Source organism: Paraburkholderia dipogonis, from assembly GCF_042680985.1.
Classification (GTDB): domain Bacteria; phylum Pseudomonadota; class Gammaproteobacteria; order Burkholderiales; family Burkholderiaceae; genus Paraburkholderia; species Paraburkholderia phytofirmans.
This window is the reverse complement of the sequence record NZ_JBHUFR010000050.1, coordinates 86,855-107,315: the sequence shown is the minus strand read 5'-3', so window position 1 is coordinate 107,315 and position 20,461 is coordinate 86,855. Positions and strand designations below refer to the sequence as shown.

The window sequence follows — 20,461 nt, the reverse complement described above, 5'->3', positions numbered from 1 at the left end:
AGGGCGGCGCCGTTCCGGCTCGAGATCGCGTTCATGCTGCCGTTCCAGAAGCGGTGAGGGCAGTGCGGGCTCGACGAGACGAACCGGCGCGCCGGCACCTTTGGCCTCACACCGTTCGACTTCGGATTCCACCATGCATCAAGCTGATTTTGGCCCGCTTCGGCGGGCCGCTCGCGCGCGCCTTGCCGCCGGTGTTCATCACCGTCGCGGAGCCGTCCAATGCTGGCTCAGTGCAGCCGTGATCGTCGTGGCGTGCAGTCTGTTGGCCGGCTGCGGAGGTGGTGGCAGCGGCACGGGCGGTCCGAATGGATCGACGGCGGCTGTGGCGACTCCGGCGAGCGCAAGCGCCGGTAACTCTAGTAACTCGACTGGTTCGCCGAACTCGACCGGTTCGGGCAATTCGTCGAACAACACGAATTCCGGCTCGACTACCGCGCCCACGATCTCGACGGCCCGCGCCTTGCCGGCATCGCCGGTGTGGACGGCCTATTACGGCCGGGGCAGCGCGCTCGACCTCGCTCAGGCGGCGGCCACGTTCAACGTGATCGTGATCGACGCGGATCCGGGCAACGGCACGCCTGCCTTCTCGGCCGCGCAAATCGCCGCGTTGAAGGCGAACGGCGCGAAAGTGCTCAGCTACCTGAATTTTGGCGCCTGCGAAAAATCGCGGACTTACTGGAACACGGTGCCGTCCGGCTTCGTGTCGTGCGGCGCGAATACCGCGGCGCAAATCAGCAGATATTCGGGCTTCCAGGAATACTGGATGAATCCCGCCAACGCCGACTATCAGAACCTGATTGTCAACTACATCGCACCGCGTCTCGCGGCAACCGGTGTCGACGGCTTCATGCTGGACAACTTCGAAATCGTCGGACACGGCGCCAATGCGTCGAGTGCGCCGTGCAATGCAAGCTGCGCCCAGGGCGGTCTCGATCTCGTCAAGCAACTGCGTGACCGCTTTCCAGATCTGTCGATGGTGCCAAACGCCGCGCCGGTATCGGCCATCGGCGCAACGACGGGCGGTGTATCGTTTCCGTGGCTGATCGACGGCGTGATCGCGGAGCAGGTCTTCTTGCCGTCCACTAGCATGTCGCTCGTGCAGCAGCTGAAGTCGTGGCAAAGCATAGAGCAGAATCTCGGCCGCAGCGCTTTCCTCGTCGGCTCGCTCGACTACACGTCGTCATGCACGGCGAGTTCGGCCGCGCAAACCGCATGGACGGCTGCGCAACAGGCGGGCTTCAGTCCGTCGATCTCGACGGTATCGCTCGATAGTATTTGCTGGTGGCCGTTCCTGCCTGTGGGTAGCTAGAAACGACGGCGTCAAGCGGGCGGCGTTGCCCGAACAACATGAGAGAGGAGCCGGATTTGTCCGAGCACGATCACGATCAGGACCGACGCTTCAGCTTGCGCGCGCTGCTGCGCCGTGTCAGCCGGTTCGCGCGTATGGCCGCGCTCGGCGCGCTGGCTTCGGTTGCGCACGCGCAGGGCGCGGCGAACGCGCCGGCGGGACCGTCGGTGGCGTTGTACTACGGCATGAATCCGCCTGTCGATGAACTGGCCGGATTCGATGTCGTGGTGGTCGATCCCGACGCGCACTTCGATCCGCGCGCACACCGGCAGAGCCATCCGGCGTGGTTCGCGTATGTGAGCGTGGGCGAGGTGAACCCGCATCGCGCGTATTACAGCGCGATGCCGCGCGCGTGGCTGCCGGGCGTCAACGAGGCGTGGGCCTCGCATGTGATCGATCAGACGGCCGCTGAATGGCCGGCGTTTTTCGTCGACAAGGTGATCGCGCCGTTATGGAAAAAAGGCTATCGCGGCTTCTTTCTCGACACGCTCGATTCCTACCACCTGATCGCCAAAACCGACGCCGCGCGCGCCGCGCAGGAAGCGGGGCTGGTGCGGGTCATCCGCGCGATCAAGAGGCGTTATCCGAACGCCAGGCTGATCTTCAATCGCGGTTTCGAGGTCCTGCCGCAGGTCCATGATCTCGCCTACATGGTGGCGTTCGAATCGCTGTACCGCGGTTGGGATGCCGGCAAGCAGCGTTACACCGAAGTGCCGCAAGCGGATCGCGACTGGCTGCTGATGCAGGCGGCGACGATCCGCGATCAATACAGGTTGCCGGTGCTGTCCATCGACTATTGCCCGCCCGCCGCCGACGACACATGCGCGGCCGCCACTGCGGCGCGGATCACGGAAGCCGGCTTCGTGCCCTACGTTACCGACGGCGGACTCGCGACCGTCGGCGTGGGCGCGGCTGGAACCGGCAATGCACAACCGTGACAAGCGGATTGAATCAATACCAAAGGAATTTCGCATGGACTTGAAAGGCACGATTCTGGTCACCGGCGGCGCGGGCTTTATCGGCTCGCATACCTGTGTCGAATTGCTGAACGGTGGCTACGACGTGGTCGTGGTCGATAGCCTCGTCAACAGCAACCGCGAGTCGCTCAAACGCGTCGAGCAGATCACGGGCAAGCGCGTCGCGTTCCATGAAACGGATTCACGCGATGAAGCCGCGCTGCAACGCATTTTCGACGCGCATCCGGTGAGCGGCGCGATTCACTTCGCGGCGCTCAAGGCGGTGGGCGAATCGGTCTCGAAGCCGATCGAGTACTACGACAACAACCTCGGCAGTCTGCTCACACTGCTTTCGGTGATGCGCGCGCGCAACGTGAAGCAGTTCGTGTTCAGTTCGTCGGCCACGGTGTACGGCGTGCCGAAAACTTCGCCGATCGACGAATCGTTTCCGCTCTCCGCCACCAATCCGTACGGGCAGACCAAGCTGATCGCCGAACAGATCCTGCGCGATCTGGAAGCGTCGGATCCGTCGTGGCGCATCGCCACGCTGCGTTATTTCAATCCGGTCGGCGCGCACGAAAGTGGCCTGATCGGCGAAGACCCGGGCGGTGTGCCGAACAACCTCATGCCGTATGTCGCGCAAGTCGCGGTCGGCAAGCTGGAGAAACTGCGCGTGTTCGGCGGCGATTACGACACGCCGGACGGCACCGGGGTGCGTGATTACATCCACGTGGTCGATCTGGCGCGCGGACACCTGGCCGCGCTCGACGCGCTGGTTGCGCGCGATGCGAGCTTCGTGGTGAACCTCGGCACCGGCCAGGGCTATAGCGTGCTGGACGTGGTGCGCTCGTTCGAAAAGGCTTCGGGCAAGCCGGTGCCTTATGAAATCGTGGCGCGCCGTCCGGGCGACGTGGCGTCCTGTTTCGCCGCTCCGGCCGCGGCGGAAAAGCTGCTGGGCTGGCGCGCGCAGTACGGCATCGAACGCATGTGCGCGGACCATTGGCGCTGGCAGTCGGCCAATCCGGCCGGCTACGCCTGAGGCTCGATCCGATTCGATCCGATTCGGGGCGGCTCGCCCCATCCGATACAACATCACGTGGGAAAGCAAGTTTATGTGTGGCATTGTCGGCGCGGTAGCGCAACGTAACATCGTCCCGGTTCTGATCGAAGGACTGCGGCGTCTCGAGTATCGCGGCTACGACTCGTGCGGCGTCGCCGTGCTGGCCGCCGCCGGTCCGCGCCGCGCGCGCAGCACGGCGCGCGTCGCCGACCTCGACGCGCAGGCGCGCGAGACGCATCTGGAAGGCGGCACGGGCGTCGCGCACACGCGTTGGGCGACGCATGGCGCGCCGGTCACGGACAACGCGCATCCGATTTTTTCGAAGGATGAATTGGCGCTGGTGCATAACGGCATCATCGAAAACTACGAGCCGTTGCGCGAGATGCTGCGCGCAAAGGGCTACGTGTTCGTTTCGCAAACCGACACGGAAGTGGTCGCGCACCTGGTGCACAGCCTGTATTGCGGCGATCTGTTCGAGGCGGTTCGCGAGGCGGTGAAGCAACTGGGCGGCGCATACGCGATCGCGGTCGAGCATAAGGCTCATCCGCATCTCGTGGTGGGCGCGCGGCAGGGTTCGCCGCTCGTCGTCGGTATCGGCGAAGGCGAGAATTTCCTCGCGTCCGATGCGCTCGCTTTGGCCGGCGAGACCGAACGCTTCATCTTCCTGGAAGAGGGCGACGTGTGCGAGTTGACGCTCGAGCGCGTGCGCGTGGTGAGCCGCGATGGCATCGACATAGAGCGCGAAGTGCGCACGGTGGCTGCGTATGGCGGCGGCGTGGAGCTCGGCCCGTACCGGCATTTCATGCAGAAGGAAATCTTCGAGCAACCGCGCGCGATTGCCGATACGGTACCGCAAGGCGAATCGCTCGATGCGTCGTTGTTCGGTGAGGAGGCTGCGGCCGTGTTCGCCGATATCGACAGTCTGTTGATTCTCGCGTGCGGCACCAGCTATTATTCGGGACTGACGGCCAAGTACTGGCTCGAATCGATTGCGAAGATTCCCACCCAGGTCGAAATCGCCAGTGAGTACCGTTATCGCGATTCGGTGCCGAATCCGAAAGCGCTGGTGGTCGTGATTTCCCAATCGGGCGAAACGGCCGACACGCTCGCTGCGTTGAAGCATGCGCAGTCGCTCGGACACAAGCACACGCTGTCGGTCTGCAACGTGGCGACGAGCGCGATGGTGCGCTTGACGTCACTATCGTTCCACACGCACGCGGGCCGCGAGATCGGCGTGGCGTCGACCAAGGCGTTCACCACGCAGCTGGTCGGACTGTTCGTGCTTGCGGCGACGCTCGGCAAAATTCGCGGCACGGTGAGCCCGGAACAGGAGGCCGACTATGTGCGCCAGTTGCGCCATCTGCCGGCCGCGTTAAACGCGGTGCTGGCGCTGGAGCCGCAGATCATCGCGTGGTCGGAGAAGTTTTCGGGCAAGGAAAGCGCGCTGTTTCTCGGACGCGGCTCGCACTATCCGATCGCACTCGAAGGCGCGCTCAAGCTCAAGGAGATTTCTTATATTCACGCGGAGGCGTATCCCGCCGGCGAGTTGAAGCATGGCCCGCTGGCGCTCGTCACCGATGCGATGCCGGTGGTGACGATCGCGCCGAACGACGCGCTGCTCGAGAAGCTGAAGTCGAATCTTCAGGAAGTGAAGGCGCGTGGCGGCGAGCTTTATGTGTTTGCCGATACGGATACGCGGATTGGGAGTGAGCCCGGGATTCATGTGATCAGAATGCCGGAGCACTATGGGCCGTTGTCGCCGCTTCTGCATGTGGTGCCGTTGCAGTTGCTGGCTTATCACACGGCGTGTGCGCGTGGGACCGATGTGGATAAGCCGAGGAACCTGGCGAAGTCCGTGACGGTGGAGTAAGGGGGTAGCGGCGGTTTCGCCGCACTTGATGTTGATGGGTTGCGGATTCAGGCTCTTGACCGTGCAGCGAATACCGCAACCAACCCGAAAACGCTTTCAAACCACCATGTGGTAGTTTTTTAGTTCGACTGCTGCTCCCGACAATCCGCGTCGGGCTTCTGGCCCGCCAAAGCTCATTCAGAGTTTTGACCACCGCTCGCAAACCGCGCGGCGGCTATGTTCTCATCCTCGTTACGCATTGGCGTCATGCCCGGAGCGCAAGCTGCTGCGCGACGATCATTGGATTGCGCAAAGACCTGTATGGATGTACAGTATCCTGCATGGAATCTTGCGGCGCGGCTGTAGTTGCGGCGGCGCGAGCGACGGAGCATAGGAGAGAACATGTTTCGATTGTTGGGCTTGGGCATCATGCTGTTCGCATCGGCTTCGACGGCAATGGCCGGCGGGCACTATGTCGAGGTCTGGAACCCGCCGGAAGCGCGACTCGGCAAGCCGCATTGCGCGGTCGTTGCCCGTCGGGCTGCCGGGAGCCGTCACATCGTTCCCCATGCCGTGAAAGCTCGCGCGCGGCCTGCACCGGCGCCGGTTGCACGACTCGTCGCGAAATCGGATAAGCGGGAAAGCGCGCCTGCACACGCACCGGACATGTCCGAAATTCCGCGGCAGATCACGCCCGAGGGCAACGTGTTGCGGGTGGATTTTCGCGGCGTCTCGCCCGGGGTGACACGCTGATGGAGTCCCAGACTTATCACGGCTACACCGTCTGGGGGCACGCCATCTTGCAGCAGGAGGACATCTTGCAGCCCGAGCGGTACGGCGCTAGCGGGACCATCACGCTTGCCGGCAAGCTGGTCGAAGCGTCGGGCATTCTCGCCTGCTTCGATACTGAGGACGAAGCGCAACGAGCGGGTCTCGAGTGGGCGCGTGCCTGGATCGACAGTCACGGGTGAGCGGCGCGAAACCGCTGCGTGGACGTCTGACTCATTGCGCGCGGCTCGCGATGTCAGGCTAATGGGCAAAAAGAAGCCGGCGATGGCCGGCTTGAAGGGTTCTGGTTTTCCGAGGCTTCCAGAACCTGAGAGACGATGAGCGCTGCGTCTAACGTTCACGGAAAACACATCCCGGCTGCACGACGCACGCTCAGGCCAGCATCCTACTGCTGCCGGCTTAACAGATCCTTAAGCATGCGTGCAGCGGCTGCCCGCACGTTGATTTCTCCGGAACATTCCGGCAGCCTCCAACCCTCACTTCGCCGCCCGAGCCGCCGTGATGATTGCTGCCGCGACTTCAGTCGGCTGCGACATCATCGCAACGTGGCTCGTATTGACCTTGACCACCGTCGCGCCGATCTGTTGCGCCATTGCGGCCTGCAAGGGCGGCGGGATCATGCGGTCCTTCTGCGCCAGCACGTACCACGACGGCTTGCTGTGCCACGCGGCGGTGGCGAGCTTGTCGTCCGCGCAGCCGGCGAACCACGGGCCTTGCGTCGCGGCTACGACACGGGCTTCGGCCGGCGGCAGGTCTTGCGCGAAGTCCTTCATGATCGCATCGGTCGAGAGTGTCAGATAGCCGGCGGAGTCCTTCTGCAATGCCGCCATCCAGGCAGGCGCGGGCTTGCCTTTGAAGAGGTCGTTGATCGACTGGCCGTTATCCGGTGCGAACGCCGCGACGTAGACGAGGGCCTTGACCTTGTCGCTGTTGCCTGCCTGAGAGATCACGGCGCCGCCCCACGAGTGGCCGACCAGAACGACGGGCCCGTTCTGTTGTTCGATGACGCGTTGCGTTGCCGCGGCATCGTCGTCGAGTGACTTGAGGGAATTCTGCACCGCGACCACGTGCAGGCCTTTTGCTTCCAGCAGCGGAATCACCTTGTTCCACCCCGAACCGTCGGCGAACGCGCCGTGCACCAGCACGACGTTCTTTCCCTTGAGACCGTCGTTCGGCGCGGCGGCGCTCGCCGGGGTGAAGGCGGCCTGCGACACCAGGCCGCCCAGCATCAACGTCGCAGCCAGACACTTTTTCAACAGGGTATTCATAATGTTCATCCTCTTCGTCAACTTGGTTGGGTGAGAAACAGTTCGAGGATTGGAGAATGCGCTGTCTGGCCGGTTTGCTGTATCGGTCGAATGACCGAGCCGATCCGGTTTCACTGGACAAGCGGGTGCTGACAACAAGGTCGAAAGCTATGCATGACGTTTCTGCAATCCGGGTACTGGACGCCGTCAAGGCTCTGGCGTTCATTGGCGACCTCAGCATGGGGCAGCCCACCGATCATTCGCCCCGCACAGGCCGGCTGGCGGCGCGGCTCGCGGCAGAGGCCGGTCTGGACGACGCCCAGTGCGACGTCGTCAAAGAGGTGTCCCTCCTGCGGTGGTCGGGCTGCACGGCCAACGCAACCAGTTTTTCCGACTGGTTCGGCGACGACGTCGGCGGCCGCGCGGCCATGCTCGCCATGCGGCCTGACTGGACCGGGACCGGCAAAACGCCCGCGCAAGTGGGCGCCGCGATCACCTCGCTCGCCCAGATACACTGCGAGGTCTCGGGCGAGGTGGCGCATATGCTGGGCCTCGCCCAGGCGACGCAGGAAGCGCTTCGACGCATTTTCGACAGTTGGGACGGCGCCGGTTTGCCGGACCATCGGCTGGGCCGCGATGTGCCCGCGGCGGTGTTCATCGTCGGCGTGGCCGGGGATCTCGAGATTCTGAGCCGGGTCTACGGTCTCGAGCGCGCGCAGACGCTGATCGCGCAGAAGGCCGGCCGGCAATATCCGCTGGAACTCGCGCGACTCGCCTCAGCGCGTGCTGCCGCATGGCTCGCTGAACTCGACGATCCGGCCGCGCAGCGCCATGCCGAGCCCGCCTGCACGGCCGCGATGCAGCTTGCCAGCGCGCCGGAGATTGTTGCCGACGTGATCGATCTGAAGCTGCCGTGGATGACCGGCTATTCGCGCCAGGTAGCCGAGACGGCCGGCACCTGCTGCGCGCGTCTGGGCATGAACGATGAGGCGCGGCGGCGCACCTACACGGCGGGGCTGCTCCATGGCATGGGACGCATGGCGGTCCCGAATGCCATCTGGAACACACCCGGCGAGCTTTCTCCGGCCGCATGGGAAAAAGTGCGGCTCGTGCCTTACTGGACCGCGCGTGCAGGCAAGCAGATCGAGGGCCTCGCTCGCGAGTCGGAGATCGCTTCGTTCGCGTACGAACGTCTCGACGGTTCAGGCTATTTCCGCGGCAGCGGCGGCGATGCAATGGGACGCGAAGCGCGTGTACTCGCGGTTGCCGCCGCGTGGGTGGCGTTGCGCTCGGCGCGTCCCTGGCGGGCAGCATTTTCACCGGAACAGGCCGCGGCTCTGCTCGACGAGCAGGCGCGGGCGGGGCGTTTCGATGCGGAAGTGGTCGAGGCAATCGTCTCTTCTGAACTCGGCGACTTGCCGGCCTCCGGCGAGCGTGGGCGGACGCCGAAAGCCGGCTTGCTGTCGCCGCGAGAAGCGGAGGTGCTAAAACACATCAGCCTGGGCGCCAGCAACAAGGAGGTTGCCCGCATTCTCGAACTGAGCCCGAGTACCGTGCGCACGCATGTGGAGAGCGTGTTTCGCAAGCTCGAATGTTCTACCCGTGCCGCGGCCACGTTGAAGGCGTCCGCGCTCGGGTGCATTTAGTTGGGGCGTTGCGTACGGTTTTGCCGTGGTGCGGGCGCCCGTGCTTTCTGAAAATCGCGGTTTGCTGCTGTCAACAGCGTCCAATTACAACCGCGCTGGCGGCGCTCACCGCAACTGCGTCACCGCGAGCAGCAGCACCATGCTGCCGATCGCGCCATCCAGCACACGCCACGCCGTTGCCCGCTTGAAGAGCGGCGCGAGGGCGCGCGCACCGTAACCCAGACCAATAAACCAGATCCCGCTGACCGCCATCGCGCCCAGCGCGAAGGCGACCCGCGCGCCTTCGGGTTCGCGCGCGCCGGCCGTGCCGATCAGCAGGAATGTGTCGAGGTACACGTGCGGATTGAGCCACGTGAAGGCGAGCGTCATCAGAATGATCGGCACGGCGCGCTGCACGGGCGCCGCGCTGAGTTTCTCGCCATCCATCACCGCATGCTCCGGCCGCACCGCGCGGCGCAACGCGTTGATCCCGAACCACGCCAGATAGGCGAGCCCGACGTACAGCATCGCGTGGACGAACGCGGGATAACGCTCGACCAGCACCGCTGCGCCGCCGACGCCCGCACCGATCAGAATGAAGTCCGACAACGCGCACAGCGCAACGATCTTGCCGACATGCGAGCGCATGATGCCCTGGCGCAGCACGAAGGCATTTTGCGCGCCGATCGTCACGATCAGGGATGCGCACAAGGCGGCGCCGTGGGAAAAAGATAGCCAATTCACAATCGATCCAGTAGACGGGAGCAGCGAACGAGGCTAGTCTGCGGGTTTGCCGATCATAAGAGAAGCTAATTCACTTAACGCCGATTAAGGAACGCTAATGCTCGACTATGCGTTGCTCGACGCACTCGCCGCCGTGGTGCGCCACGGCTCGTTCGACCGTGCCGCCGGCGAACTGAATGTGACGCCGTCCGCCGTGTCGCAACGGGTCAAACTGCTGGAAGAGCGCGTGGGCAGCGTGCTGGTCAAGCGCGGCCAGCCGTGCGTCGCGACCACCTCGGGCGCGCTGCTGTGCCGCCACACCGAACGCGTGCAGTTACTCGAAGCGGAGCTGACCGGCCGCCTGCCGGCGCTGCCCGGCACGCTGGTCGAACCGTGGCCGGCGCTGCGCATCGCGGTCAACGACGACAGCGTGGGCACCTGGTTCATCGACGCGGTCGCGCAGTTTTGCGTCGAGCGGGAGATGCTGCTCGATCTGGTGATCGACGATCAGGACCACACCGCGCAGCGAATTCGCGACGGCAGTGTGCAAGGCGCGGTCACCACGCAGGCTGAGCCGGTTCAGGGTTGCCGCTCCACGCGTCTCGGGCGCATGCGTTATCTGGCGGTCTGTTCACCAGCGTTTCTCGCGCGTCACTTTGCCGGCGGCGTGACACGCGAGAGTTTGCGGCGCACGCCGTGCGTCGACTTCAATCCGAAGGACCAGTTGCAAAAGCGCTTCATGCGCCGCATCACGCGCGCGGACCTCGATCCGCCGTTGCACTGGATTCCGCACGTCGCCGGGTTTTTGCGTGCCTGCGTCACGGGGCTCGGCTGGGGCATGTGCCCGGAGCGCATGATCGCGTCGCATCTGGCCAGCGGCGAACTGGTGGAGATCGCGCCCGGCAAGCATATCGACGTCGATCTCTACTGGCAGAGCTGGCGGCTGTCGATCGGCTGGCTCGACGACTTCGGCGCGATGCTGCGCAAGCGGGCAACGGAGTTTCTGGACTGACAGACAGTTTGTAACGCGTCGTCAGCTTGCCGGCCGGCGCGGGTACTCCCATTCGCACAACACCGCGGCGAGCGGCACTGTCGATCATGGCGAGTCGGTCTCCTCGCAGCGATGCCGGCGGGTTGACACAGAGGCAATCAGCCCGCTGCGGCCTCGGCGGTCACGTTGTAGTCCGCGGTCCACGGCGCGCCGGTCAATGCCTTCAAACGCCCTTCGTGCATCGAGAAAATCCAGCCGTGAATCTGCACCGGGCGCTGTGCGCGCTGAATCAACGGCATGGCTTGCAGCGCCTGCACCTGAGCCAGCACATTGAGCTCGGCGAGTCGATCCGCGCGCGCCTCGAAGCTTGGCAGCTCGCGCAGTTCGGCGCTGTGCAGCGCACTCAGCCGGCGAATTCCTCCAATGCGGCGATTGACGTTCGGCAATTCGGGCGCGGGCGGCCGCAACGCCGCCTGCACGCCGCCACAGCAGTGATGCCCGCAGACGATCACATGTTCCACCTGCAGTACCGTGACCGCGTATTCGAGCACGCTCGCCAGGCTCTCGTCGTTATCGGCGACGAGATTCGCGATATTGCGATGCACGAAAACCTCGCCGGGCATCGCCCGCGTAATGGCTTCCGGCACGCGGCTGTCGGAGCAGCCGATCCACAGCACGTTTGGTTGCTGATTGCTGGCGAGGCGCCGGAAATAGGCGGGATCGCGGTTGTTGATTTCGTCGGACCAGGCGAGGTTTTCGACGAGCATGCGTTTCGGGTATGTCATGAACGGGCTTCCCTTGATGCGATGATCGCGTTGGTAAGTGCAGCGGTGTCTGTCGCCGAACGGGCGTCAGGGGTTCTCGCTGTCGCTTGCCATGGCCGCGTTGGCGAGTGTGTCGGGAATCGGGGCGGCGAGTGCGGTTGCGTAGTGTTTCATCGAGTCCTCCGCAGGTTGATCTGGATGACTGAACAATATCGATCAGGCAGGGACATTGTGCGGGACAGGGGATGAGGCCGTGGTGATCGCCGCATGATAGTTTTGTCATCGTGCGGGCGCGTGCTGCGCCTAACTGATCGGCGGATGCTTCGGAAAGCGCAGGCTGAAGGTGGTGCGCACGTGCGGCACGCTTTCCACGCTGCATTCGCCGTGATGTTCGTCCATGATCGACTTGACGATGGCAAGTCCGAGGCCCGTGCCGCTCGCCGAGTTATGCCGCGACGGATCGACCCGGTAGAAGCGGTCGAAGATGCGCTCCAGATGCGGTCTCGCAATGCCGGCGCCCGTGTCCGACACCGATACATGCGCATGGCGCCGGTGTTCCGCGCACCGCACGTCGACCACGCTGCCGCGCGGCGCGTGGGTCAACGCGTTCGAAATCAGGTTGCTGAGCGCGCGCTGCACCATCAGCACATCGCCGTCGAAGCGCGCGCTGCCTGAGACGACGATCTCCACGCCGGCATCGGCGGCCATGATTTCGTAATAGCCGGCAATGCGCAGCGCCTCACTGCGCGCGTCGACATACTGCAGCGTCAGCCGGTGGCGAATGCTGTCCGCGCGCGCGAGAAACAGCATGCTGTCGATCAGCCGCGCGAGGCGCTGGCATTCATCCACGCTCGATTCGATCACGCTGCGATATTCATCGGCGGAACGGGGTTGTGAGAGCGCCACTTGCGCTTCCGCCAGCAGATTGGTGAGCGGAGTGCGCATGTCGTGCGCGAGGTCGGACGAAAATTGCGTGAGACGCGTGAAAGAGTCGTGCAGGCGCGCGAGCATCCGGTTGAAGGCACGGCTGAGTTCCTTCAGTTCGCCGGGCATGTCGTGCTCGGGCAACGGTTCCGCAAGATGGCGGCTGGAGATCTGCTCGGCGCGCGCCGTCAAACGGGCCAGCGGCCGCAATCCGAAACGGCCGATCGACCATGCGAGCAGCGCATTCACCAGCGTCCCCGTTACGATGACGACCAGAACATTGAGCGCATACGCGCGCAGCAGCGCGCGCTCGCCGCTCGCGTCGTATTGGACGACCACGCGCACCTGGCTGCCGGCGAGATCGCCGAGCGGCGCCATCGCCACCAGAAACCGCAACGGCAGTTTGTCGAGCGACACGCGCACCGGCGCGAGGGCGGTGCGAACGGCCATCGTCTCCGCATTCGGCCGGTAGCCGTTGGTGCGAACGAGCGGTGCGCTGTGCGCATCGAACAGCGCGATGTCGAGGTTCTGATGACCGTATAACTGGTTGTACCACGTCTCACGATCCGCGCTGATCGCCTGAATGCTGGGCATGGTGTGCAGGCGCAGTTGCAGCGCGGCGAGGGTCGTGGTCATCTCGCGGGCCGACGCCGCTTCGATACGCGTTTTCAGGCCGTGATACAGCAGCACTCCGTTGAATATGAGTAGCAGCGAGGTCGAAAGCGCGAAGAGGATCGACAGCCTCGCGCGCAAAGTGCGCGGCACGAGCAGCGCCGCGAGCAGACGTCGAATCATGACTGCGATGGGCCGCGCTCTTCCAATACGTAGCCCATGCCGCGCACGGTGTGGATCAGCTTGGGTTCGTAGTTGTCGTCGACTTTCGCGCGCAGGCGGCGGATCGCGGCGTCGACGACATTCGTGTCGCTGTCGAAGTTCATGTCCCACACCTGGGAAGCAATCGTCGAACGCGGCAGGATTTCGCCCTGGCGGCGCATCAGCAGCCATAGCAACGCGAATTCCTTGGCGGTGAGCAGGATCATGTCGCCGTGCCGCGTGGCGTTGCGGCGCGTCAGGTCGAGCACCAGATTCGCTACTTGCAGCGAGGCGGCGTCGCGGGTTTGGCCCCGTCGCAGAATCGAGCGCACACGGGCCAGCAGTTCGGCGAAGTCGAACGGCTTGACGAGATAGTCGTCGCCGCCCATGTTGAGCCCACGCACCTTGTCGTCCACTTCGTCGCGCGCGGTGAGCAGCAGGACCGACGTGGAATGGGTGCGGCGCAGGTTTTTCAGCACCGTCCAGCCATCCTGGCCGGGCAGCATGACGTCGAGCACGATCAGATCGTAGTCCTCCGTTAAGGCGCGATGCTGGCCGGTCACGCCGTCTTCCACCCAGTCGACGATAAAGCCCGCTTCGGTCAGGCCTTTGCGAAGATATGTGCCGGTTTTGATCTCGTCCTCGACGATCAGGATGCGCATGATTTTTCTCTCACTGCTGTGGGTCAGCGGCCGATGCGTGTGGGCGCGCATGACGCCGACGCATTGGATGCATCGAGGTCGTGATGGGCTGCGGACGGCGAACCGGAGGGCTGCGACATGGTGCGAGTCATCGCGGAAAACACTTCGAGCGAAAGCAGGCCTCGCTCGAAGAACGGCTCGTGCAGGACACGCGGCTTCCCATATGCGGAGGAACAGGATGGCTCTCCGCCGTTGAACAGCCCGTCAGGTTGATTCCACCAGAACGCCAGCGAACTGAGTGCGATGACGAGCAGCGCGGCCCCGAGTGAAACTGGGTGATGAATACGGAGCTGCGCCCAGCGCACTGGGACGGTTGCGCCGAAATGCGTGATTCGCATCGTCAGGCTTCGCATTCGTTGAAAGTGAAGCATACGGTTCAATGTGAGGATGGGACGCGACCATCGTACAGATACCATAGTTGCCCGATGCGGGCATGAGAGCGAGATGACAATTCCGTCATAAATCTCGTGCGCATCTTTTGTTGCGCTGCATCGTCTGGACGACGGGAACTGTCATGTCGCGCTCACGTTTAGCGAGTGTCTCCGGTCTGGCATAAGGACCCGGTCAAACGGAAACGGAGAATGGATCGTGTGGAATGCGAGGTGATTTGCGGGAGCCGTCGCAAGGAAAAACCAGCGAGGACGTGCAGCGTGAGTTGGCCGTGGCGCGCGAGTCAAGGCTGCATGCACATGATAGACGCGTTTCAAATGCGGCAGATTGAAGCAGACGGCAGGGCGCTCACTTGCCGACCCGATCGCATGGGTCGGCAAGTGAGCAGCAAGGTTTTGTCTAGTGCAAACGGATCAGCGGATGCACGCGTCTGCGCAACCAGTGGCTCGCCGAATCGAGCGCCATGCGCGCGAAGCCGGTCAGCGTCATCACGTGTCGCCGATAGATCAGCTTGTAGACCGCGGTGGCCAGCCATCCGTCGACGAACACGGGCTGCTTCAGCAAGCTATTGCTGAGGCTCCCAATGGTGCCTTCACGCCCGAAGCCGACCAGCGTGCCCGCGTCGCGATACACGAACTCGGGCAGCGCTTCGCCCGCTATGCGGCACTTCAGCGTACGCGCAAGAAACAGCGCCTGCTGATGCGCGACCTGCGCGCGCGGCGCGAGGAACGCGCCGGCGTCGTCGGCGGGACAGGCCGCGCAATCGCCGAGGCCGAATACGTTTGCGTCGTTCGTGCACTGCAAGGTGCGATTCACCTGAATCTGTGCGTTGCGATTCACCGCGATGCCGTCCAGCGTGCGCAAGACAGGCGGTCCCGAGATGCCCGCCGTCCAGATTGCGATGTCGCTGGCGAGCGGAGCGCCGCCGTCGGTCAACACGGCGTCGGCACGCACTTCGGTGACGCGTGTCGAGCTCAATACGTCCACGGCGAGACTGGCGAGCATCCGTTGCGCGCGCGCTGAAATCGTTTCGGACAAAGCGGGCAGCACACGCCCGCTGCTTTCGATCAAGCGAATGCGAAAGTCACGTACCGGATCGAGCGAGAACGGCGTGTAGCGATTCAGCAAACGTACTGTGTCGCGCACCGCGGCGGCGAGTTCGACACCCGTTGCGCCCGCACCGATGATGTTGATCGACACCGGCGTGTCCGCCTGCGCGGTCCGCGCCCGGCGTGCGTGATTCGCGCGCAGACAGGCATCGAGCAGCTTGCGGCGGAATGCTTCGGCGTGCGCGACCGATTCGAGCGGCAACGCATGTTCGGCGGCACCTGGCACGCCGAAGTATTGCGTCACGCTGCCCATGGCCAGCACCAGCGTATCGAAAGCGATCTGCCGGGACGGTAGAATTTCGCGGCCGTCGGCGTCATGCAATGCGCTCAGGGTGATATGCCGCTCCGCGCGATCGAGTGCGGTGAGTTCGCCCTGTTCGAATTCGAAGCCATGCCGTTGGGCCTGCACCGCATATTGAAGTTGATGGGTCGCGGGATCGAGTTGGCCTGAAGCGGCTTCGTGCAGCAGCGGCTTCCAGAAATGCGTGGGCCAGCGGTCGACCAGCACGATCTGCGCGAGACCCGCACGCCCGAGGGATTCGGACAGACGCGTGGCCAACCCAAGTCCACCCACGCCGCCACCGACGATCACGACCCGATGCGCCGCATTATTGTCCATGCGTTGCGCGGGTTGCGCGTGGTGCGCCCGTTGCGTTGTCGTGCCTGCCTGCTGATCGATTGCGGCCATGATCGCTATCCTCCTGAGGTTGTTCGTGCCGGGCCGGTGCCGGCGCCGCGCGAAGCGCGATTCCAGGCATTCGCCGGCTCATCTGTCAGGCCAGTATAGAATCAGCGAAAACCGCAGCACAATTTAATGTTCATACGGGACATATAGGTTTTCACTTATGTTAAAAGCCGCGACGTTTCGTCAGTTGAAGACCTTGCATACGATTGCGACGCTCGGCAGCGTGTCACGCGCGGCCGAGGAATTGCGGCTCACGCAACCCGCTGTGTCGCTACAGGTGCGTCTGCTGGAAGAGGCCGCGGGCGCACCGCTCCTGCAGCGCGTGGGCCGTGGCGTGCAGTTGACCGCGGCCGGTGAGATTCTCGCCCGCTATGCGCTGGAGATCCTCGACCTGTGGAACGGCGCGGCAGACGATCTGGCCGCGTTACACGGCGAGCAGGGCGGCACGCTGCGTATCGGCGCGATCACCACGGCCGAGTATCTGATCCCGCCGTTTCTGGTGCGTTTCACGGAATCGCGTCCGCAAGTGAAGGTGCAATTCAAGGTCGGCAATCGCGCCGACATCGTCCGTATGCTGGCAACGCATGAAATCGATCTCGCGGTGATGGGCAGCGCGCCGCGCGAATTGCGCACGGCGGCAACCGCATTCGCCAAACATCCGATGGCGTTCGTCGCCTCGCCCGCGCATGCACTGATGAAGAAAAAGCGTTTGTCACTCGACGATCTGCAAAGCGCGAATCTGTTCGTGCGGGAACGCGGTTCGGGCACGCGTTCTACTGTCGAGAATCTGTTTCGTCTGGCGGGCCTCAAGCTTCACATCGGCTCTGAACTGTCGAGCAATGAGGCGATCAAGCAGCTGGTCGAAGCGGGGTTGGGTATCGCTTTCCTGTCGCTGCACGCCTGTTCGCTCGAGTTTCAGGCGGGCCTGCTCGCGCTGTTGCCCATGCCCGCCAACCCGATCGAGCGCGACTGGTATGTCATGCATGTGTCGGATAAGCGCCTGCCGCATGTGGCCGGTTTGTTCCGCGATTTTCTGATCGAGCACGGTATGTCGGGCGCGGTGCCGGTGCCGCTGCCTGCCGTCGCTGCCGCGAAAAAACGCCGCCAGACGCGCGAGGCGGGCGGCGCGGACGCGGTGTAGGGCCAGCAAAGTGGCGTGGGGATTCTCGCGATTCGCTTCGACGTTTGTGCTTCGTGAGCGCTGCGGGAAGTCCCTATACGGCCTTTCAGTTGGCCACTGAGCCTTGCCGGACGGGACTTACGGGTTACATCGCCGGAGATCGAAGTAAAGGTTGGGCAGACGATATTTTTGCCCGCGCCGATTGTCTTTACAGTGGCGTCCAGACATCTGAGAAAAGTGGACGCCGCATCCCCGTGGCGAGCCATTGTGATTGACCTGGCCGTTACAGGAGTCGGAGACAATGAGCAGCAACAGCATCACTCAAGTCGAAACATTCGGTTTCGAACGCATTCCGGATCGCTCGCGCTATGCGCGGCCGATCGATCTGTTCCGCTTGCTGTTCGGCGGGTGCAATACCTTTTCCACTTCCGTGCTCGGCAGTTTCCCGGTGCTGCTCGGTTTGTCGTTCAAGGCGGGCGTCTGGTCGATCGTGCTCGGCGTGCTGATCGGCTCGTGCATTCTCGCGCCGATGAGCCTGTTCGGTCCGCGTAACGGCACCAGCGACCCGGTTTCGTCGGGCGCGCATTTCGGCATTCACGGGCGGATCGTCGGCTCGTTTCTCGCGGTGCTGACAGCAGTCGCGTTTTTCTCGCTGGCGGTGTGGAGTTCCGGCGACGCGCTCGTGGGCGGCGCGAATCATCTGCTCGGCTTGCCGGTCAACTGGATGACGCTGAGCTTCGCCTACGGTCTGTTCGCGGTGCTGGTGCTGACCGTGTGCGTGTACGGTTTCCGCTTCATGCTGTGGGTCAACAAGATCGCGGTGTGGGCGGCGAGCATTCTGTTCGTGGTGGGTCTGTTCGCGTTCACCAAGTCGTTCGACGGCGCATACGCCGGTAAGGTCGCTCTCGGCTCGGTGGGTTTCTGGCCCGCGTTCGTGAGTGCCGTGCTGGTCGCGATGAGCAATCCCGTCTCGTTCGCCTGCACGCTCGGCGATTGGGCCCGCTATATTCCGGAGAACACGCCGAGAAAGCGCACGATCCTCGCGGTGATGCTCGCGCAACTGGCCACGTTCGTGCCGTTCTTTTTCGGCCTCGCCACGGCGACGATCATCGCCAGCAAGGCGCCGGATTTCATCGCGTCGAACAACTACGTGGGCGGTTTGCTGGCCATCTCGCCGAACTGGTTCTTCCTGCCGGTGTGCCTGATCGCGATCATCGGCGGCATGTCCACGGGCACGACCGCGCTGTACGGCACCGGCCTCGATATGTCGAGCATGTTTCCGAAGTTCCTGAACCGCGTGCGCGCCACGTTGCTGATCGGCAGCCTCGCCATCGGCTTCATTTTCCTCGGCCGCTTCGCGTTCAACCTGGTCGAAAGCGTGTCGACGTTCTCGGTGCTGATCAACGTCTGCAGCTGTCCGTGGATGGTGATCATGATCATCGGCTTCGTCACGCGGCGCGGTTTCTATCTGTCCGACGACTTGCAGGTGTTCAATCGCGGCGGCCGCGGCGGTCACTACTGGTTCACGCACGGCTGGAACTGGCGCGCGATGGGCGCATGGATTCCGAGCGCGGCGATCAGCCTGTGCTTCGTCAATCTGCCGGATCAGTTCGTCGGCCCGCTCGGCCAGCTCGCCGGCGGTCTCGACATCAGCATGCCGGTTTCGCTGACGCTGGCGGCCGCGCTGTATATCGCTTTGCTGCAGTGCTTTCCGGAACCGGACGGCGTGTATGGAGCGCAAGGCCGGCGTTGGCTGCGTGGCGGTTCGCAACACAATGTGACCGTGCATCCCGTGGTGCCGGCGACTAAGCTTAAGGTAGCCACGCAGCCGCGAGTGCGTGCGGAACGCGAGCGTGAGGCGGAGTTGGACACGCAGGACGCGGGTTGAAGCGCACAGCAATGTGCGCGGCTTCGTGCAGTACAGGCAATGGCATTTAAATTGAGTAGGCAAACAGGATGAGCGAGTCAGTAAAGCGCGCGTTTGAAGGGGTAAAACTGTTTCCGTTCTGGCTGGACAATCCGCGCGCGCCGGTTGTCGAACGGGAATTGATCGGTCCGACCACCGCCGATCTGGTCGTGGTGGGCGGCGGCTTCACCGGCCTGTGGGCCGCGATTCAGGCGAAAGAAGCCGATCCGTCACTCGACGTCGTGCTGGTAGAAGCAGGCAAGGTCGCGTACGGCGCTTCGGGCCGTCCTGGCGGCATCATCTCGACTTCGGTCATGCACGGTCTGCCGAATGCGACGCGCGTCTTTCCGCAAGACCTCGACGTGCTCGAAAAGCTGGGGCAGGAGAATCTCGACGGCTTCAAGGAATCGTTGACGCGCTACGGCATCGAGGCGGACGTGGAATGGAACGGCGAAATGACGGTCGCAGTCGATCCGGGCCATCTCGGTCATCTGAAGGGCGATTACGAGTTGCATGTCGCGCATGGACACGACGTGGTCTTGCTCGACAGCAAGGGCGCACGCGAGCAACTCGATTCGCCGCTTTTTGCCGGGGCAATGTGGTCACGCAATCGCAGCGGCACGATTCACCCGGCGAAACTCGCGTGGGGTTTGAAGGCCGCCGCGCTGAAACTCGGCGTGCGTCTGCATGAGCATTCACCGATCACGCGTCTCGAAGATTGCGGCGCGAAGATTATCGTACACACCCAGGCGGGCCGCATCGAAACGCCGCGCGTGCTGCTCGGCACGGGCACCGCGGACGTCGGCGTGACTGACATCAAGCGCCGCGTGATGCAGGTGCGCGATCACATCATCGCGACAGCACCGTTGAGCGACGAGCAGATGGCGCGTATCGGCTGGAAGAATCGCCAGGGCATTTACGACACCCGCACGCAGCTCAATTATTTCCGGCTGACCAAGGACAACCGCATCATCTTTGGCGGACGGGTGAGCTATCACTTCGGCGGCAATCCGAATCCCGCGGAAGATCGCGACGAGAGTACCTATTACAAGCTCGCCGAAGCGTTCTATCGCACCTTCCCGCAACTCGACGACGTGCGTTTCACGCATGCATGGGGCGGCCCGATCGATTACTGCTCGCGCGGCGCGGTGTTCGCGCGCCGCTATCACGGTGGCAAGAGCGTGTTCGTCGCCGGCTATACGGGCTTCGGCGTGGCGGGCAGCCGCTTCGGCGCGAAGATGGGCCTCGACATGCTGTGGCATCGCGATACGGTGATCACGTCGCTCGATATTTCGCGCAAGGGGCCGTCGTATATTCCGCCGGAACCGGTGCGCTGGATCGCCGCGAAGATCACCTTCAACGCTTTCGACGGCGCGGATGATCGCGGCGGTTGGCGTCGTCTGTGGATCAATTCGATCAAGGCGCTGGGTTTTCCGATGTAACGCGAAGGCGTCCGCGCAA

18 protein-coding genes are annotated in these 20,461 nt (G+C 63.6%); 11 read left to right on the top strand and 7 right to left on the bottom strand.

The genetic code is table 11. The features are described from left to right. The first annotated feature begins 133 nt into the window (after nucleotides 1–133). From ACFSNN_RS40970 to ACFSNN_RS40945, 6 genes are all read left to right on the top strand, one after another. The gene (locus ACFSNN_RS40970) at nucleotides 134–1,309 is read left to right on the top strand and encodes an endo alpha-1,4 polygalactosaminidase (RefSeq protein ID WP_134456504.1); all 1,176 of its coding nucleotides are present in this window, start codon (nucleotides 134–136) and stop codon (nucleotides 1,307–1,309) included. A gap of 56 nt (nucleotides 1,310–1,365) precedes the next feature. Then, nucleotides 1,366–2,286, top strand: a complete 921-nt coding sequence (locus ACFSNN_RS40965) for an endo alpha-1,4 polygalactosaminidase (protein WP_341868429.1) — start codon at nucleotides 1,366–1,368, stop codon at nucleotides 2,284–2,286. Nucleotides 2,287–2,320: 34 nt separating this feature from the next. Continuing rightward, complete coding sequence (galE, locus tag ACFSNN_RS40960; RefSeq protein WP_134456502.1) at nucleotides 2,321–3,343, top strand: UDP-glucose 4-epimerase GalE; 1,023 nt, start codon at nucleotides 2,321–2,323, stop codon at nucleotides 3,341–3,343. 73 nt (nucleotides 3,344–3,416) lie between these two features. Beyond that, a complete protein-coding gene (gene glmS, locus ACFSNN_RS40955) occupies nucleotides 3,417–5,234 on the top strand; it encodes a glutamine--fructose-6-phosphate transaminase (isomerizing) (RefSeq protein ID WP_134456501.1) in 1,818 nt (605 codons plus the stop codon). 381 nt (nucleotides 5,235–5,615) lie between these two features. After that, on the top strand, nucleotides 5,616–5,966 hold the full coding sequence (locus ACFSNN_RS40950; protein ID WP_244322753.1) for a hypothetical protein: 351 nt from the start codon (nucleotides 5,616–5,618) through the stop codon (nucleotides 5,964–5,966). Further along, nucleotides 5,966–6,184: a hypothetical protein gene (locus tag ACFSNN_RS40945; protein ID WP_012432531.1), complete on the top strand. Its 219-nt coding sequence runs from the start codon at nucleotides 5,966–5,968 to the stop codon at nucleotides 6,182–6,184. The genes ACFSNN_RS40950 and ACFSNN_RS40945 overlap by 1 nt, the downstream gene beginning before the upstream one ends. 294 nt (nucleotides 6,185–6,478) lie before the next feature. On the opposite strand, the gene ACFSNN_RS40940 is transcribed toward ACFSNN_RS40945, so the two are convergent. Further along, nucleotides 6,479–7,270 carry an alpha/beta fold hydrolase gene (locus ACFSNN_RS40940; protein ID WP_134456500.1) on the bottom strand — a complete coding sequence of 264 codons (792 nt, stop codon included), beginning with the start codon at nucleotides 7,268–7,270 and terminating at the stop codon, nucleotides 6,479–6,481. Nucleotides 7,271–7,419: 149 nt separating this feature from the next. Between ACFSNN_RS40940 and ACFSNN_RS40935 the strand changes: the two genes are divergently transcribed. Beyond that, nucleotides 7,420–8,895 (top strand): HD domain-containing phosphohydrolase, encoded by a 1,476-nt coding sequence (locus ACFSNN_RS40935; protein ID WP_166799236.1) that lies wholly within the window; start codon nucleotides 7,420–7,422, stop codon nucleotides 8,893–8,895. 105 nt (nucleotides 8,896–9,000) lie between these two features. Here ACFSNN_RS40935 and ACFSNN_RS40930 read toward each other — a convergent pair whose 3' ends face one another. Further along, entirely contained in the window at nucleotides 9,001–9,618 is a 618-nt protein-coding gene (locus ACFSNN_RS40930; protein ID WP_134456498.1) for a LysE/ArgO family amino acid transporter, read from the bottom strand. A 97-nt stretch (nucleotides 9,619–9,715) separates the two neighbouring features. Here ACFSNN_RS40930 and ACFSNN_RS40925 point away from each other — a divergent pair, with 97 nt between their 5' ends. Next, on the top strand, nucleotides 9,716–10,609 hold the full coding sequence (locus ACFSNN_RS40925; protein ID WP_134456497.1) for a LysR family transcriptional regulator ArgP: 894 nt from the start codon (nucleotides 9,716–9,718) through the stop codon (nucleotides 10,607–10,609). A 137-nt stretch (nucleotides 10,610–10,746) separates the two neighbouring features. Here the strand turns inward: ACFSNN_RS40925 and ACFSNN_RS40920 are convergent, their stop codons facing one another. The 5 genes from ACFSNN_RS40920 to ACFSNN_RS40900 form a co-directional block, all read right to left on the bottom strand. After that, the gene (locus ACFSNN_RS40920) at nucleotides 10,747–11,373 is read right to left on the bottom strand and encodes a carbonic anhydrase (RefSeq protein ID WP_134456496.1); all 627 of its coding nucleotides are present in this window, start codon (nucleotides 11,371–11,373) and stop codon (nucleotides 10,747–10,749) included. 282 nt (nucleotides 11,374–11,655) lie between these two features. Next, the gene (locus ACFSNN_RS40915) at nucleotides 11,656–13,071 is read right to left on the bottom strand and encodes a heavy metal sensor histidine kinase (RefSeq protein ID WP_134456495.1); all 1,416 of its coding nucleotides are present in this window, start codon (nucleotides 13,069–13,071) and stop codon (nucleotides 11,656–11,658) included. Further along, a complete protein-coding gene (gene irlR, locus ACFSNN_RS40910) occupies nucleotides 13,068–13,751 on the bottom strand; it encodes a heavy metal response regulator transcription factor IrlR (protein ID WP_134456494.1) in 684 nt (227 codons plus the stop codon). Before irlR ends, ACFSNN_RS40915 begins: the two co-directional genes overlap by 4 nt. 23 nt (nucleotides 13,752–13,774) lie before the next feature. Further along, nucleotides 13,775–14,128, bottom strand: a complete 354-nt coding sequence (locus ACFSNN_RS40905) for a hypothetical protein (RefSeq protein WP_244322752.1) — start codon at nucleotides 14,126–14,128, stop codon at nucleotides 13,775–13,777. Nucleotides 14,129–14,579: 451 nt separating this feature from the next. Beyond that, nucleotides 14,580–15,908 carry an NAD(P)/FAD-dependent oxidoreductase gene (locus tag ACFSNN_RS40900; protein ID WP_377689093.1) on the bottom strand — a complete coding sequence of 443 codons (1,329 nt, stop codon included), beginning with the start codon at nucleotides 15,906–15,908 and terminating at the stop codon, nucleotides 14,580–14,582. 226 nt (nucleotides 15,909–16,134) lie between these two features. On the opposite strand from ACFSNN_RS40900, the gene ACFSNN_RS40895 reads away from it, so the two are divergent. The 3 genes from ACFSNN_RS40895 to ACFSNN_RS40885 all read left to right on the top strand — a co-directional run bounded on the left by ACFSNN_RS40895 (nucleotide 16,135) and on the right by ACFSNN_RS40885 (nucleotide 20,442). Beyond that, on the top strand, nucleotides 16,135–17,115 hold the full coding sequence (locus ACFSNN_RS40895; protein ID WP_134456492.1) for a LysR family transcriptional regulator: 981 nt from the start codon (nucleotides 16,135–16,137) through the stop codon (nucleotides 17,113–17,115). A 280-nt stretch (nucleotides 17,116–17,395) separates the two neighbouring features. Continuing rightward, nucleotides 17,396–18,982, top strand: a complete 1,587-nt coding sequence (locus tag ACFSNN_RS40890) for a purine-cytosine permease family protein (protein WP_134456491.1) — start codon at nucleotides 17,396–17,398, stop codon at nucleotides 18,980–18,982. A 68-nt stretch (nucleotides 18,983–19,050) separates the two neighbouring features. Continuing rightward, nucleotides 19,051–20,442 (top strand): NAD(P)/FAD-dependent oxidoreductase, encoded by a 1,392-nt coding sequence (locus ACFSNN_RS40885; protein ID WP_134456490.1) that lies wholly within the window; start codon nucleotides 19,051–19,053, stop codon nucleotides 20,440–20,442. Nucleotides 20,443–20,461 lie beyond the last annotated feature (19 nt).